The 15077-nt window shown below is 65.4% G+C and carries 11 protein-coding genes; 8 read left to right on the forward strand and 3 right to left on the reverse strand.

Annotation, left to right across the window (positions count from 1 at the left end):
* The first annotated feature begins 20 nt into the window (after window positions 1-20).
* The 3 genes from gabD (at window position 21) to GJV18_RS01720 (ending at window position 4445) form a co-directional block, all read left to right on the forward strand.
* Complete coding sequence (gene gabD, locus GJV18_RS01710) at window positions 21-1469, forward strand: NADP-dependent succinate-semialdehyde dehydrogenase (RefSeq protein ID WP_160342997.1); 1449 nt, start codon at window positions 21-23, stop codon at window positions 1467-1469.
* A gap of 80 nt (window positions 1470-1549) precedes the next feature.
* A complete protein-coding gene (gene gabT / locus GJV18_RS01715; RefSeq protein ID WP_160342998.1) occupies window positions 1550-2830 on the forward strand; it encodes a 4-aminobutyrate--2-oxoglutarate transaminase in 1281 nt (426 codons plus the stop codon).
* Between the two features lie 406 nt (window positions 2831-3236).
* Window positions 3237-4445, forward strand: a complete 1209-nt coding sequence (locus GJV18_RS01720) for an HDOD domain-containing protein (protein ID WP_160342999.1) — start codon at window positions 3237-3239, stop codon at window positions 4443-4445.
* Window positions 4446-4457: 12 nt separating this feature from the next.
* On the opposite strand, the gene GJV18_RS01725 is transcribed toward GJV18_RS01720, so the two are convergent.
* Together GJV18_RS01725 and GJV18_RS01730 are read right to left on the reverse strand one after the other, a co-directional pair.
* Window positions 4458-7346, reverse strand: a complete 2889-nt coding sequence (locus GJV18_RS01725; protein WP_160343000.1) for an EAL domain-containing protein — start codon at window positions 7344-7346, stop codon at window positions 4458-4460.
* A 79-nt stretch (window positions 7347-7425) separates the two neighbouring features.
* On the reverse strand, window positions 7426-7860 hold the full coding sequence (locus GJV18_RS01730) for a BLUF domain-containing protein (RefSeq protein ID WP_160343001.1): 435 nt from the start codon (window positions 7858-7860) through the stop codon (window positions 7426-7428).
* Window positions 7861-8035: 175 nt separating this feature from the next.
* Here GJV18_RS01730 and arsS point away from each other — a divergent pair, with 175 nt between their 5' ends.
* The 5 genes from arsS to GJV18_RS01755 all read left to right on the forward strand — a co-directional run bounded on the left by arsS (window position 8036) and on the right by GJV18_RS01755 (window position 14405).
* Window positions 8036-9001, forward strand: a complete 966-nt coding sequence (gene arsS / locus GJV18_RS01735; RefSeq protein ID WP_218572010.1) for an arsenosugar biosynthesis radical SAM (seleno)protein ArsS — start codon at window positions 8036-8038, stop codon at window positions 8999-9001.
* A gap of 105 nt (window positions 9002-9106) precedes the next feature.
* A complete protein-coding gene (locus tag GJV18_RS01740; RefSeq protein WP_160343003.1) occupies window positions 9107-10486 on the forward strand; it encodes an SLC5/6 family protein in 1380 nt (459 codons plus the stop codon).
* Window positions 10487-10589: 103 nt separating this feature from the next.
* The gene (locus tag GJV18_RS01745; RefSeq protein ID WP_160343004.1) at window positions 10590-11558 is read left to right on the forward strand and encodes a hypothetical protein; all 969 of its coding nucleotides are present in this window, start codon (window positions 10590-10592) and stop codon (window positions 11556-11558) included.
* Window positions 11551-13692 carry an FAD-dependent oxidoreductase gene (locus tag GJV18_RS01750; RefSeq protein WP_160343005.1) on the forward strand — a complete coding sequence of 714 codons (2142 nt, stop codon included), beginning with the start codon at window positions 11551-11553 and terminating at the stop codon, window positions 13690-13692. Before GJV18_RS01745 ends, GJV18_RS01750 begins: the two co-directional genes overlap by 8 nt.
* Window positions 13692-14405 (forward strand): DUF3047 domain-containing protein, encoded by a 714-nt coding sequence (locus GJV18_RS01755; protein ID WP_160343006.1) that lies wholly within the window; start codon window positions 13692-13694, stop codon window positions 14403-14405. The genes GJV18_RS01750 and GJV18_RS01755 overlap by 1 nt, the downstream gene beginning before the upstream one ends.
* Here GJV18_RS01755 and GJV18_RS01760 read toward each other — a convergent pair.
* Window positions 14402-14866: a methyltransferase family protein gene (locus tag GJV18_RS01760; RefSeq protein ID WP_160343007.1), complete on the reverse strand. Its 465-nt coding sequence runs from the start codon at window positions 14864-14866 to the stop codon at window positions 14402-14404. The two genes, GJV18_RS01755 and GJV18_RS01760, sit on opposite strands and share 4 nt — an antisense overlap.
* Between the last annotated feature and the right edge of the window lie 211 nt (window positions 14867-15077).

Below are 15077 nucleotides of genomic sequence, written 5' to 3' on the forward strand. Positions count from 1 at the left end.
TCGGATTCGAGGAGACCATCATGCAACTGAAAGACACCCAGCTGCTGCGTCAGCAGGCCTATATCGACGGCGTCTGGCTCGATGCCGACAACGGCCAGACCATCAAGGTCAACAACCCGGCCACCGGCGAGATCATCGGTACCGTGCCCAAGATGGGCAGCGCGGAAACCCGCCGTGCCATCGAGGCCGCCGAGCGCGCCCTGCCGGCCTGGCGTGCGCTGACTGCCAAGGAGCGCGCGGCCAAGCTGCGTCGCTGGTATGAGCTGATGATGGAGCACCAGGACGATCTGGGTCGCCTGATGACCATGGAGCAGGGCAAGCCGCTGGCCGAAGCCAAGGGCGAGATCGCCTACGCCGCCTCCTTTATCGAGTGGTTCGCCGAAGAAGCCAAGCGTGTCTATGGCGATGTGATCCCCGGCCACCAGCCGGACAAGCGCCTGATCGTGATCAAGCAGCCCATTGGCGTGACCGCGGCCATCACCCCGTGGAACTTCCCCAGCGCCATGATCACCCGCAAGGCCGGCCCGGCCCTGGCCGCCGGTTGCACCATGGTGATCAAGCCCGCCTCGCAGACCCCCTTCTCCGCCCTGGCCCTGATGGTCCTGGCCGAGCGTGCCGGCATCCCCAATGGCGTGCTCAGCGTGGTCACCGGTAGCGCCGGCGAAGTCGGCGGCGAGCTGACCAGCAACCCCATCGTGCGCAAGCTCTCCTTCACCGGCTCCACCGAAATCGGTCGCCAGCTGATGGCCGAGTGCGCCAAGGACATCAAGAAGGTGTCCCTGGAGCTGGGCGGCAACGCGCCCTTTATCGTCTTCGACGACGCCGACCTGGACAAGGCAGTGGAAGGCGCGCTGATCTCCAAGTACCGCAACAACGGCCAGACCTGCGTCTGCGCCAACCGCCTGTATGTGCAGGACGGCATCTATGACGCCTTCGCCGAGAAGCTCGCTGCTGCCGTGGCCAAGCTGAAGATCGGCAACGGTCTGGACGAAGGCACCACCACCGGCCCGCTGATCGACGAGAAGGCCATGGCCAAGGTCCAGGAGCATATCGAGGACGCCGTGAGCAAGGGCGCCCGCGTCATGGCCGGCGGCAAGCCGCACGCCCTGGGCGGCAGCTTCTTCGAGCCGACCATTCTGGTGGACGTGCCGAACAGCGCCGCCGTGGCCAAGGAAGAAACCTTCGGCCCGCTGGCGCCGCTGTTCCGCTTCAAGGACGAGGCCGACGTGATCGCCATGTCCAACGACACCGAGTTCGGCCTGGCCTCCTACTTCTACGCCCGCGACCTGGGCCGTGTATTCCGCGTGGCCGAGGCCCTGGAATACGGCATGGTCGGGGTCAACACCGGGCTGATCTCCAATGAAGTCGCGCCGTTTGGCGGTGTGAAGGCCTCGGGCCTGGGCCGCGAAGGCTCCAAGTACGGCATCGAGGATTACCTGGAAATTAAGTACCTGTGCCTCGGAATCTAAGCCTGGCCTAAATCCGTAGGGTGGAAGAACGCGCAGCGTCTTCCACCACCTGAACAACCTGCACTCCCGACGAGGACAGCATGAGCAAGACCAACGAATCCCTGATGCAACGCCGCAACGCCGCCGTACCCCGCGGCGTCGGCCAGATCCACCCGATCTTTGCCGACAAGGCTGAGAATGCCACCGTCACCGACGTCGAAGGCCGCGAATTTATCGACTTTGCCGGCGGCATCGCCGTGCTCAACACAGGCCACCTGCACCCGAAGATCATCGCTGCCGTGCAGGAGCAGCTGGGCAAGCTGACCCACACCTGCTTCCAGGTGCTGGCCTACGAGCCCTATGTGGAACTGGCCGAGAAGGTGGCGGCACGCGTACCGGGTGACTTTGCCAAGAAGACCCTGCTGGTTACCACCGGCTCGGAAGCGGTGGAAAACGCGGTGAAGATCGCCCGCGCCGCCACCGGCCGCGCCGGGGTGATCGCCTTCACCGGCGGCTACCACGGCCGCACCATGATGACCCTGAGCCTGACCGGCAAGGTCAATCCCTATTCCGCCGGTATGGGCCTGATGCCCGGCGGCGTGTACCGCGCCCAGTACCCCTGTGAACTGCACGGCGTCAGCGTCGATGACGCCATGGCCAGCATCGAGCGCGTGTTCAAGAACGACGCCGAGCCCCGCGATATCGCCGCGATCATCATCGAGCCGGTACAGGGCGAGGGTGGCTTCTATGTCGCGCCTAAAGCCTTCATGCAGCGCCTGCGCGCCCTGTGCGACCAGCACGGCATCCTGCTGATCGCCGACGAAGTACAGACCGGCGCCGGCCGTACCGGCACCTTCTTCGCCATGGAGCAGATGGGTGTGGCCGCCGACCTGACCACCTTCGCCAAGTCCATCGCCGGCGGCTTCCCGGTGGCTGGCGTATGCGGCAAGGCCGAGTATATGGACGCCATCGCCCCGGGTGGCCTGGGCGGCACCTATGCCGGCAGCCCGATCGCCTGCGCCGCGGCTCTGGCGGTGATGGAAGTGTTCGAGGAAGAGAAACTGCTGGACCGCTGCAAGGCGGTCGGCGAGCGCTTGGTCACTGGCCTGAAAGCCATCCAGGCCAAGCACAAGGCCATCGGTGATGTGCGCGCCCTGGGCGCCATGATCGCGGTGGAGCTGTTCGAGAACGGCGACCTGCACAAGCCCAACGCCGCCCTGACCGGCCAGATCGTCGCCAAGGCCCGCGACAAGGGCCTGATCCTGCTGTCCTGCGGTACCTACGGCAACGTGCTGCGCATCCTGGTGCCGCTGACCGCGCCGGACGCCCAGTTGGACCAGGGCCTGGCCATCATTGCCGAGTGTTTCGACGAACTGGCCTAAGCCCCGACCCGTAGGGTGGATGACGCTCTTTTCATCCACCAGATGGCTGTAACGGTGGATGGATAAAGCGCCATCCACTCTGCATATGATTGGCGCCTATGCGCCGAACGAAATGCCCGCGGCTCACCAGGCGGGGCGTTTTGCTTGAGACCCGCGTTGGCGGGTCTTTTTTTGCCTGGCGAAACCCATTTACTGCGCTTTTCTGTCCGACAATTGCAGTGCTCTTGTGCCCTTGCTCCACGTCAAGGACGGGGATTGTCGGACAGTTCAAACTGCGTGGCGAGAAAGCTGACAAAGTGTTCAGCATTTCGTCGGGCAGCGCTGGTTTAACCCATATCGATGGGTAGACTGCGCAGCGTCAACATGGCGTCGCCATTATTTCGCCATCACCTACCCCGAGGTTTACATGGTTTCCCTGGTCAAGGCACCGGATGTGCTGATTGCAGAAGCAGAGGCCTGGACGGTCGATCTCCTGATTCAACTGGTGCGCGATATACGCCCCGACGCCCAGATCACCCGAGTCGAGGATGGCCAGGCGGCCCTGAGCCATTACCGCAAGCGCCGGCCCCAGCTGGTGATCGCCGATGGCGAGCTACCCGGGCTGGACGGCCTGCAGCTACTGCGCCAGTTGCGCCAGCTGGATGGGACGACGCAGCTGCCGTTTATTCTGATCAGCGGGCGCCTGGATGCTGCCAGCGTACGCGCCGCGCGGCCGCTGGCGCCCAGCGCCTATCTGGCCAAACCCTTCAATGCGGAAAAGCTGCGCCAGCGCCTGCATGCCCTGCTCGGCTCGCACGACCCTGCGGCCCAGCCCGTGACCCAGGCGCCTCTGGCCGCCAACCTGGAGCAGTATCTCGATGCCGTGCGCGAAGAGGGTCAGGGCGCGCCGCTGCTGGGCGAGGTGCGCGAGGCGGTCAGCCGCTGTTTGAACGGCGAGGACTATGACCTGCGCCAGCTGGAGCAGATGTTCAGCCGCGAGCCACAGATCACCGCCCGCCTGATCGCCGCCGCCAACAGTGCCGCCCTGCAGCAGGGCGCGCCCTGCCAGACCCTGCGCCAGGCCCTGCCGCGCCTGGGTGTGGCCCATACCCTGAATCTGGTACTGGGCATGGCCATTCAGCGCAACGCCCAGCTGCGCGACCCGCACCTGGCCGAGCGCGCCGCCAGCACCTATGCCCGGGCTCAGCAGTGTGCCGACCTGGCCCACTGGCTGGCCAGCGAGCTGCAACTGGATGCCGAGCTGTGCTTTACCGCCGGCCTGCTGCACAACATCGGCGAGCTGGCCCTGCTGCGCAGCCTGCAGGACTGGCTGGATGCGGGTGAGCCATTGGGCGAGGACGAGATCGAGCAGCAGCTGCAGCGCCGCGCCGCCGGCTTCGGCTCGGCCCTGCGCATCCGCTGGCGCCTGCCCATCGGCCTGCGTGAACTGATCGCGGCGTTCTACAACCTGGGCAGCGGGGTATTCAGCCGTGAAGCCCTGGTGCTTAACCTGGTCAGCCAGGCCCTGACCTTGGGCAGCCATCAGCTGCCCGGCGAATTGCTGGAAGCCCGCTGCGCGCGCCTGCTCAGGCTGGATCCGAAGCTGCTGGCGCGCCTGCCCCTGGCAGCGGCCTGAGCGCCTTCAGGTTCAGCGCCCCGCCGTGGGGTCCAGAGCCAGGCTTAATTGCTCCGCCGTCAGTACCGGATCCGCCAGCTGGCTGAGCGGTTGCGGCCGCTCGATGCAATAGCCCTGGGCATAGTCGATGCCCAGGCGACGCACACAGGCCAGATCCGCCTCACTCTCGACAAACTCGGCCACGGTGCGCAGGCCCAACTGCCGGGCAATCTGCTGCATGGAGCCGACCATGGCCTGATTGATCGGGTCATGCTCAATACCCTGGATAAAGCTGCCGTCGATCTTGAGGATATCCAGGGGCAGATGGCGCAGGTAGGCGTAGGAGGCGAAACCGCTGCCAAAGTCGTCCAGGGCCACCTTCAAACCCTGGCTGCGCAGCTGCTCGATCCACTGTGCCGACACCCCCAGCTCGCCCAGCGCCACCATCTCGGTGACCTCGATGCACAGCTTGTGCGCCGGGATGCCCAGGCGCTGCAGCTCGCTGCTCAGCAACTGATGGAAGTCGCCACTGAGCAGGGCACTGGCGGTCAGGTTGATATTGACCTGGGCCAGTTGTGACAGGTGCCGCGGGTTGTCCGCCAGCCACTGCAGCAGGTGCAGCAACACCCAGCGGTCGATGGCCCCTAGCAGGCCATAGCGCTCGGCGGCACCGAGGAACTGCGCGGGGCTGATCCACTCGCCGCTGCGCGGATCGCGATAGCGCAGCAGCACCTCATAGCGCAATCCAGCAGCGGCTTCCTGCAGGGCCACCACCGGCTGGTAGAACAGCTCGAAATGGCCCTGGTCGATCGCCTCGCGCAGACGGGTCAGCCACTGCAGCTGGCGCTGATGCTCCAGCAGTGCGCCATCGGCCGGATTGAACTGCTGCACTCGGTTGCGCCCCTGGTGCTTGGCCTGCTGGCTGGCGCTATCGGCCCAGCTCAGGGCGGTCTGCCAGTCGCTGATGTCCGCATTCAGCTGCAGCAGGCCGATGCTCACCTGCAGGCGGAAGGGCCGCCCGGCCCAGGTAAAGACAAACTGCTCGACGCACTGGCGCAACTGCTCGGCCTGGGCCTGCGCCGCCATATCATCGGCGTCACGCAACAGTACGGCGAACTCGTCACCGCCCAGCCGCGCCAGCGCGGCATCGGCCGGCAGCTGATGCTGCAGGTGGCTGGACAGCTGGCGCAGCAACTGGTCGCCGGCGGCATGCCCGCAGAGGTCGTTGACCTGCTTGAACTGATCCAGATCCAGGCACAGCAGATGGCTGAAGCGCGCCTCGGCGGACGGCTCCAAGCTGGCCTGCAGCAAGCGCTCCAGCTCGCGACGGCTCAGCAGGCCGGTCAGCGAATCGTGGGCGGCCAGGTAGTGCAGACGTTCCTCCAGGGCATGGCGCTCGCTGAGGTCCACCACAATCCCCTCGATGCAATCACCCTGGGGATGCAATGACAGATACACCCAGCGCAAGCGCCCATCACAGCCGCGCAACTGGCATTCCTGGCTGATGGCCGACTGCTCACGCTGTAATGCGCTGCGCTGCCGCGTCCACTGCGCGTCACCCAGCAAATGCTCGATAAACAGCCCCTCGGGCAGCGCCGAAACGCCCAGCAGGCGGCAGAAACTGGGGTTGGCTTCCAAGAGCCGGCCGCTCGGGTCGCAGCGGAAAATCCCCTCGCTGCTGCTATTGAACAGCGCCTGATACTGCTGCAGGTTGCCGATCGCCTCGGCCTGGCTATCCAGCAGGGCCTGGCGAATGCGCTCCAGCTGTTTGTCGAGCATGCCGCTGAACAGCAGCAGGGTGATCACCGGCAGGTAGACATGCACATAGTTGATGGCCGGCAAGGGCGGGATCAGCCCAATCCGCCCCAGGGGCACCCAGAGCAACAGCAGCAGCGCCGCGCTCCAGGCCAGCAGATAGCCCGGGGCATAGGGCCGGCGCTGCTTGACCGCCAACAACAGCATGGCCAGCTGCAGGGCACCGGTCAGCAGGATCAGCAGATTGAGGCTCTGGTAGGAACGGTAGTGGCCCTGGCTGAGCATGGTCCAGGCGCTGACCAGCAGCACCAGGACAAACAGCAGGTTGCGCACAGGCGCCAGCCAGCCCAGCTGCAGCTTGAGGGCATGACCGATATACAGGGTGCTGCCCAGCAGCATCAGCGGGTTGGCCAGATTGGCCAGCTGCATCGGCAGCCAGGGCCACTGCGGCGCCAGCAAGGTCACCAGACCGTGCACCGCGGCGTTGTACAGGGCCACGCCAAACAGGGTCAGGCAGAACCACACCAGCTGCCGCTCGCGCAGGGTGCTGAAACGAATCAGATAGAGCAGCACCAGGCTGAACAGCGCGCCCACCAGCAACCCGCTCTGCAGCCAGTCATGGGCCAACAGCAGGCTGCTACTCTCGGCACTCACCAGCTGCAGCGGCAGGCTGATGGCCGAGCCGCTCTGCACCCGCAACAGCAGGGTATGGGGCCCGCCGCCCAGGCGCGGCAGGCTCAGCATAAAGTGCGGATAGGGTTCGCCACGCTGCAGAAAAGGGCGGTGATCGCCACTGAAGAAAGGCGCCACCAACTGGTCGCGCTCATACAGCCAGACTTCCAGATCATCGAGAAAGGGGTGGGCAATAATCAGGTTGAGCTTGCTGGCAGCCGGCGCCTGCAGCTCAAAGGCCAGCCACCAGGCGCTGGCCGAGTAGCCCAGGCGCGGGGTGCCCTCGACCCGCAGGCCCTGCTCGCCGATCCGCTCCAGCACTTCACTGGCGGTGAGCTGGGCGCCGGGATCTTCCAGCAGCAGGCTGGCGGGCACCTCGACAGGCGAGGCCAACTGCTCGGCGCTCAGGGTCATCAGCGGCCAGGCAGCCAGCGCCTGGCCGCTAAACAGGCCGGTAAACAGAATCAGCAGTACATACCTGAACAGCGGGATCATCCTGAAGCCTCAATCCACCACGAGGCGCCAAGGCTTCCCGTCTTGCTGGTGCGGGCTGGCGAATTGACGCCCAGCAATTCTAGTCGAGAACAGGTGCCTTGATGGTGCCTAACGTGTCGCGCAATTCGCCGAGCAGGCCGGCGATCTGCGCCGCACTCATGGCAAAGGGGTCGAAGCGATCGCTGCCCGAGTACTTGAGGAACAGCTCGCGATTGGCCTGCTTGGCGCTGGCCCAGCCCATGCTCCAGTTACTGTAGAGGCGCTGGTCGATCTCGGCGTAATCAAGGATGGTCAGATCCTTGTGTCGGGTGTCTTCGGCCAGGCGGTTGTACAGGGCATTGACGGCGACGCGGGGGCCTTCCAGGGCCTGCAGAAAGCAGTCGGCGTTGCAGCAGAGAATCCCGGTCAGGCCCTGAGGCGGGTTGTTACGCTGGGAACTCTCGAGGATCGAACGAATCAGTTCGGCGGAGACCGAGTGACTGGCGCGGCTGGCATAGGTCAGGCGTACGAGCATGGAAGCACCTTTGATTGTTACAAGATCCATTAAATGTATAGGATCTGTACAGCATTGTATTCATGATTCCTTTCAATGACTGCGTAACAAAAATCCCCGACCAGTCTCTATAGTCACTACCCAGAGCCGGACGTTGCCACCGGCCGCCCTTGTCCAGGAGTCCACCGTGCACGCCATGCTGCCCTTGCTCGACCAACTGGCCTTCCCGGCGATCCGCCGCGGCCAACTGGAAGCGCTGCAGATCAACCTGACCTACCGCTGCAACCAGCGCTGTCTGCATTGCCATGTCAATGCCGGGCCGACCCGCACCGAGGCGATGACCGACGAGAGCCTGGCGCTGCTGCACCAGGTGATCGACGCCCACCCGGTGCATACCCTCGACCTCACCGGCGGCGCGCCGGAGATGCACCCGCGCTTTCGCGAGATCGTCAGCCACGCACGGCGCGAGGGCCTGCGGGTGATCGATCGCTGCAACCTGACCATCCTCAGCGAGCCGGGTTATGAGGACCTGGCGCAGTTTCTTGCCGAGCAGGGCGTGGAAATCACCGCCTCCCTGCCCTGCTACTCGCGCGACAACGTCGACAAGCAGCGTGGCGACGGCGTATTCGATGCCAGCATCAAGGGCCTGCAACAGCTCAATGCCCTGGGTTACGGCCAACCGGGCAGCGGCCTGATCCTCAACCTGGTGTACAACCCGCAAGGGCCTAGCCTGCCGCCGCCGCAAGCGGCGCTGGAGGCCGACTACAAACGCCACCTGGCCGAGGACTTCGGTATCGTCTTCAACCACCTGCTGTGCATCACCAACCAGCCGATCGCGCGCTTTGGCAGCACCCTGGTCAGCAAGGGCCAGTTCAACGGCTATATGCAGCTGCTACGCGACAGCTACCGGCCGGAAAACCTCGAACCGCTGATGTGCCGCAGCCTGGTCAGCGTCGACTGGCAGGGCTATCTGTACGACTGCGACTTCAACCAGATGCTCGACTTGCCACTGCAACTGCCCGAGGTGATCGGCCGCGACCGACCGCACCTGCGCGACCTGCTGAACGCCAGCCTTGCCGGCAACCCCATTGTCACCCGTGACCATTGCTATGCCTGCACCGCCGGCCAGGGCTCCAGCTGTGGCGGCGCGCTGAATGAGTAGGGTGCGCCATGCGCACCAATACACCGCAGTTTGCGCTGGTGCGCACAGCGCACCCTACGGCTGAATCACACCCAAGTGCCCTGAACATTAACTAAGGATCGATCCATGCAACCCACCAGTCTCACCGGGCTGTTCTTCTGGGGCTTTCTCGTGGTCTACGGCGCCCTGATGCTGGCCCTGGCACCGCGCGCCGTGACCCTCGGCGGTTTCTTCAATGGCGAGGACAGCCGCGGCCGCAGCGCCAGCCCCTGGCTGATCACCTCCAGCATCTTTATCAGCTGGATCTTCGCCAAATCGGTGACCAACGCCGCCAATCTGGGGGCGACCTACGGCCTGGTCGGTGGCCTGGCCTATGCCATGTACTGGCTGTCGATTCCGCTCACCGGCTTCGTCATCTACCGCCTGCGCCGGCGCTTTGCGGCCACCGGCCTGGTGAGCTTTCTCAGCAGCCATTACGGCCGGGGCGCGGCGCTGGCGTTTTCCGCCGCAATTCTGATTCGCCTGTTCAACGAGGTATGGAGCAACACCGCGGTGGTCGGCGGCTATTACGGCGACTCGGGCAGCGTCGAGTTTATCGCCGCCGCCCTGCTGTTTACCGCCGTGACCCTGGCCTACAGCCTGCGCGGCGGCCTGCGCAGCTCGATCCTCACCGACGCGGCGCAGGCGGCGATCTTCGTGATTGCCCTGGTCTGGGTGCTCGGCCTGGTGCTGCCGCAGCACTCACCCCGTGAGCTGGCCAGCACCAGCAATTGGGCGCTGAATGCCGGCGTCGATCTGCTCCTGGTCGCCGGCCTGCAGGCCTTCAGCTATGGCTTCCATGACCCGGTGCTGACCGACCGCGGCTTTATCAGCGAGGAGAAGGCCATGCGCCGCTCCTTTCTGATCGCCGGGGTGCTGGGCTTTATCGCCATCCTGGCCTTTAGCCTGATCGGCGTGCATGCCCAGCTGGTGGGCGTCGCCGCCTCGGACAACGTGCCGGCGGCCCTGGCCAAGAGCCTGGGCATCGGCGCACTGCTGGTGATGACCGTGGTGATGGTTTCCGCTGCCGGCTCGACCCTGGACTCGACCTTCTCCAGCCTGGCCAAGCTGGCCGGGCGCGAATTGCCGAAACTGGCCGGCCGCGACCTCGGGCAGAAGGCCATTGGCGTGGGCATGGCGGTGATGGTGCTGTTCGCCCTGCTCGGCAACCTGCCGATGATCGCCGGCACCGATATCCTCAAGGCCACCACCATCAGCGGCACCATGGTGATCGGCCTGGCCCCGGTGTTTGTCCTGCACGGCCTGACCACGCCAACCCGGCTGGGCTTTCACCTGAGTTTCTGGACTGGCCTGGGCCTGGGCGTGGCCCTGACCCTGGGCTGGATTCCGCAAAGCTGGGCCATTGGCGATGGCAAGTATGCCCTGCTGCTCGGCACCAACCTGTATGGCCTGGGGCTCTGCGTGCTCGGCTATCTGCTGCCCGGCTGGTTGCGGAGGACTGCCTGATGCGACTTGGCCTCGTAGGGTGCGCTGTGCGCACCAGGCATCTGCCTGCGGAATTGGTGCGCACGGCGCACCCTACCTCTGTTTGGCTGGGGGCTGGAGCCTGATGCGCGCCGGCCGCGATTGCCCGCTGGATTACCGCCTGGCCAAGGATGCCTTTAGCGGTAAGCCCGCGTTTGAGTGTGAAACCCTGTATGTGGTCGGCGGCCTCTATGGCAATCGCCAGGCCCTGGCCGCGCTGCAACGACGCCTGGCCGCCGAGCCCAATGCGCGGCTGGTATTTAACGGCGACGCGCACTGGTTTGACCGCAACCCCGAGATTTTCCAGCAGATCGAACAGGGCCTCAGTGCCCATCTGGCCCTGCGCGGCAATGTCGAAACCGAGCTGGGCCGTGCCGACGACAGCGGCGCCGGCTGCGGCTGCGCCTACCCGATGAGCGTGGATGAGGCGGTGGTCGAGCGCTCCAATGCCATCCAGCAGGAATTGAATAAAACCGTGCAGGGTTTGCCCGGTACGGCCGAACGCCTGGCGGCGCGACCGAGTACCGCGCAGGTCAGCGTGGCCGGGCAGCGCGTGGCGATCAGCCATGGCGACGAGCAGTCCCTGGCTGGCTGGAGCTGTTCGCGGGAATCCCTCAGCGAGCCGACACGCCAGCAGCACCTGGATAACTGGTTTGCCGCACACAACGTCCAGGTTTTGGCCACCAGCCATACCTGCTCGGCGGTGGCCTTGAACCTTGAGCACGGCGCGCTGATCAATAACGGCGCGGCCGGGCTGCCCAACTTTGCCGGAGGCCGCTACGGCCTGCTTAGCCGCATCGCCACCACGCCACATCCAGCGGCGTTGTACCGCTGTGAGCGTAATGGCCTGTTTATCGAAGCCCTGCCGCTCAACTACCACCACGATGCCTTTCTCGCCGACTTCGACCGCCAGTGGCCCGCCCATAGCCCGGCGGCGTTGTCCTACCGTGCACGGGTGCTCGGCCAACTGAGCGATCGCCCCGAACACGCCCTGCTGGCTGGTTTCAGCCTGTGCCAAAGCCTGTGCGCCCTGGAGGCGCTGACTGATGAATAGCCGCAAACTGGCCCTGATGGGCCTGATTCTCGCCCTGCTCGGCAGCTTCTTTGTCTTCGACCTCGGCCAGTACCTCAATCTGGAAACACTCAAGGCGCAGCAAACGGCGCTGAATGCCCAGGTGGCCGCGCAGCCCTGGCAATCGGCGGGGCTGTTCTTTCTCGCCTATGTGGCGGTTACCGCCCTGTCGCTGCCCGGCGCGGCCCTGATGACCCTGCTGGCCGGCGCGCTATTTGGCCTGTTGCAGGGTTTCATCCTGGTGTCCTTCGCCTCCACCCTGGGCGCGACCCTGGCCATGCTCAGCAGCCGCTTTCTGCTGCGCGACTGGGTGCAAGCGCGCTTTGGTCAGCGCCTGGCTGGCATCGACAAGGGCGTGGAGCGCGAAGGGGCCTTCTACCTGTTCGCCCTGCGCCTGGTGCCGGTGTTCCCGTTCTTTCTGATCAACCTGGCCATGGGCCTGACCCGCCTGCCGGCACGCACCTACTGGTGGGTCAGCCAGCTGGGCATGCTGCCGGGCACCCTGGTGTATGTGAACGCCGGGCGTGAGCTGGGCCAGCTGGAGTCCCTGGCCGGTATCCTCTCGCCGGGGCTGCTCGGTGCCTTCGTGCTGCTGGGGGTGTTTCCGCTGATCGCGCGCAAGCTGCTGGGCTTGATCCAGGCGCGGCGGGTGTATGCCGGCTGGCACAAACCCAGGACATTCGACCGTAACCTGCTGGTGATCGGCGCCGGTGCCGGCGGCCTGGTCAGCGCCTATATCGCGGCGGCGGTAAAGGCCAAGGTCAGCCTGATCGAAAAGCACCAGATGGGCGGCGACTGCCTGAATACCGGCTGCGTACCATCCAAGGCGCTGCTGCGTTCGGCCAAGCTGGCCCATGAGCTGAAAAAGGCACCGGCCCTGGGCTTTAGTGGCGTGCAGGGTACGGTGGATTTTCCTGCGGTGATGCAGCGCATCCAGCGGGTGATCGCCGACATCGAACCCCATGATTCGGTGGAGCGCTACACCGGCCTGGGCGTCGAGGTGATCCAGGGCGAAGCCAAGATCCTCTCGCCCTGGAGCGTGGAAGTGAATGGCCAGACCCTGACCAGCCGCAACCTGATCATCGCCGCCGGGGCGCGGCCGCTGGTGCCGAAGATTCCCGGCCTGGAGCAGGTGCAGGCGTACACCTCGGACAGCATCTGGAGCCTACGCCAGCAGCCGCGCTGGCTGCTGGTGCTCGGTGGCGGGCCGATTGGCTGCGAGCTGGCCCAGGCCTTCCAGCGCCTCGGCAGCCAGGTGATCCAGGTGGAACTGGCCGAGCGCCTGCTGCCCCGCGAAGACGCCGATGCCAGCGAACTGGTGCTCAGCAGCCTGCGCGCCGACGGCGTCGATGTGCGCCTGCAACACCGCGCCGAACGCTTCGAAGTGGTGGACGGCGAACAACGCATGATCGCCCGCCGTCTGGATACCGGCGAAGAGGTGTGCATCGCCTTCGACGGCCTGCTGCTGGCCCTGGGCCGGGTAGCCAATGTCAGCGGCTATGGCGCCGAGGAACTGGGCCTGGCGCTGCGGCCCAACGGCACCCTGGAAGTCGACGAATACCTGGCCACGCGCTTCCCCAATATCTACGCGGTGGGCGATGTCACCGGGCCCTACCAGTTCACCCATGTGGCCGCGCACCAGGCCTGGTATGCGGCGGTCAATGCCCTGTTCAGCGGCTTCAAGCGCTTCAAGGTGGATTACCGGGTGATTCCCGCCTGCACCTTTACCGACCCGGAGGTGGCCCGCGTGGGGCTGAATGAAAGCGAGGCGCAGGCCCAGGGCATCGCCTATGAAGTGACCCGCTACGGCATCGACGATCTGGACCGGGCGATTGCCGACGAAGCCGCCCATGGCTTTGTCAAAGTGCTCACTGTGCCGGGCAAGGACCAGATTCTCGGCGTGAGCATCGTCGGCGAACACGCCGGCGAGTTGCTCGCCGAATATGTGCTGGCGATGAAACATAACCTCGGCCTGAACAAGATTCTCGGCACCATCCACAGCTACCCGACCATGGCCGAGGCCAACAAGTATGCGGCCGGTGAGTGGAAGCGGGCCCATGCCCCCCAAGGCCTGCTGCGCCTGGTTGAGCGCTTTCACACCTGGCGCCGCAGCTGATGCGCAGGTTATTGCTCGCGCTGCTGGTACTGGCGCCACTGGCTCAGGCCGATAACCCGTTAACGCCCTGGACAGCCGGCCCGCCCACTGGCGAATGGTCGGCACCCTGGAAGCTGGCGGATATCCCCAAGCTCAAGCCATCCGTCCGCACGCTGGTCGAGCAGGACGGTCGGCCGGTACTGCGTATCCAGGCCGATGCCGCCGCTGGCGGTCTGCTGCATCCCCTGGATCTGGATGGTGCAGAAGCTTGGCAACTAAGCTGGCAGTGGCGCACCGAGCAGAAACTGGACAAGGCGCGCTTTGCCACCCGCGAGGGCGATGACTACGCGGCAAGGGTCTATGTGCTGCTGGATTACCCGCTGGATTCACTCTCGTTTGTCACCCGGCAGAAGCTGCGCCTGGCGCGCACCTTCTTCGACCCCGATCTGCCGGCGGCGACCCTGAGCTACGTCTGGGACAACCGCGCCGCCCCCGGCACCCATGCGCGCAGCGCCTATACCGAGACGGTGGAGATGCGCGTGCTGCGCGGCCCGGAGGCGCCACTGGGGCAATGGCTAAGCGAGCGCCGCGATCTGCGCGCGGACGCCATCGCCGCCTTTGGCAGCGCCCCACGCCGAATCCTTGGCGTGGTATTCGCCGCAGACAGCGACAATACCGGGGAGTCCGTAGAAAGCTATTTCGCCGCGCCGCAATTGCAGCGCGCGGCACCCTAAATCCAGCGCCGCACCTGGGCGCAGTAGCGGGCAAAGTCCTCACCGAACAGCCGGTCCAGGGCTCGTTCCTCCGGGCCGATCTGGAAGCGGTTGAGATACAGCACAAACGCCACCACCCCGAGCCCTGCCGCAGGCAAGGCGAGAAACAGCGCCCAGGCCAGCAGCATCATGGCGAAACCCAGGTACATGGGGTTGCGTGTGTACCGGTAGATCCCGGAATTGACCAGGGCCGACGCGCTTTCGGGTTTTAACGGATTGACCGTGGTGCGGGCCCGGCGAAACGACAGCACCCCGGCCAGACACACGACAAGGCCCAGCAGCAGTACCGGCAGGGCCAGCGCCAGACGCCAGGCCAGGGGCAGTTGCAGGCCGCTGGGCCATTGCCAGGCGCCGAGCCACATCAACAGACCGCACAGGGCGGCAACCAGCGGTGGGGGAATCCGATTGTGCAGCCAGTTCATTACGGCACTCCGTCAGGGTGTGGGCCACTGATCATCGCCGCAATCGGCCAGGACTGCATCATGCAATGCCGATCCTGGCGCGCTCGGGCATGGTCAAGCCGGGCTATTTTTGCGATCTTTGCAGGGCGGCCGGCGCGACAGGCTCCTGCGCCGTACCGCCTGGGTTATGCACCCGCGGATCACTCGCCTAATCGATAACCCAGGACCTGCC

It is taken from the genome of Pseudomonas xionganensis (genome assembly GCF_009763245.1).
Classification (GTDB): Bacteria; Pseudomonadota; Gammaproteobacteria; order Pseudomonadales; family Pseudomonadaceae; genus Aquipseudomonas; species Aquipseudomonas xionganensis.

What these genes read in the sequence shown, in the direction of transcription:
- gabD (WP_160342997.1), top strand. Translation starts at nt 21, where the DNA reads ATGCAACTGAAAGACACCCAGCTGCTGCGTCAGCAGGCCTATATCGAC.
- gabT (WP_160342998.1), top strand. Translation starts at nt 1,550, where the DNA reads ATGAGCAAGACCAACGAATCCCTGATGCAACGCCGCAACGCCGCCGTA.
- GJV18_RS01720 (WP_160342999.1), top strand. Translation starts at nt 3,237, where the DNA reads ATGGTTTCCCTGGTCAAGGCACCGGATGTGCTGATTGCAGAAGCAGAG.
- GJV18_RS01725 (WP_160343000.1), bottom strand. Translation starts at nt 7,346, where the DNA reads ATGATCCCGCTGTTCAGGTATGTACTGCTGATTCTGTTTACCGGCCTG.
- GJV18_RS01730 (WP_160343001.1), bottom strand. Translation starts at nt 7,860, where the DNA reads ATGCTCGTACGCCTGACCTATGCCAGCCGCGCCAGTCACTCGGTCTCC.
- arsS (WP_218572010.1), top strand. Translation starts at nt 8,036, where the DNA reads ATGCTGCCCTTGCTCGACCAACTGGCCTTCCCGGCGATCCGCCGCGGC.
- GJV18_RS01740 (WP_160343003.1), top strand. Translation starts at nt 9,107, where the DNA reads ATGCAACCCACCAGTCTCACCGGGCTGTTCTTCTGGGGCTTTCTCGTG.
- GJV18_RS01745 (WP_160343004.1), top strand. Translation starts at nt 10,590, where the DNA reads ATGCGCGCCGGCCGCGATTGCCCGCTGGATTACCGCCTGGCCAAGGAT.
- GJV18_RS01750 (WP_160343005.1), top strand. Translation starts at nt 11,551, where the DNA reads ATGAATAGCCGCAAACTGGCCCTGATGGGCCTGATTCTCGCCCTGCTC.
- GJV18_RS01755 (WP_160343006.1), top strand. Translation starts at nt 13,692, where the DNA reads ATGCGCAGGTTATTGCTCGCGCTGCTGGTACTGGCGCCACTGGCTCAG.
- GJV18_RS01760 (WP_160343007.1), bottom strand. Translation starts at nt 14,866, where the DNA reads ATGAACTGGCTGCACAATCGGATTCCCCCACCGCTGGTTGCCGCCCTG.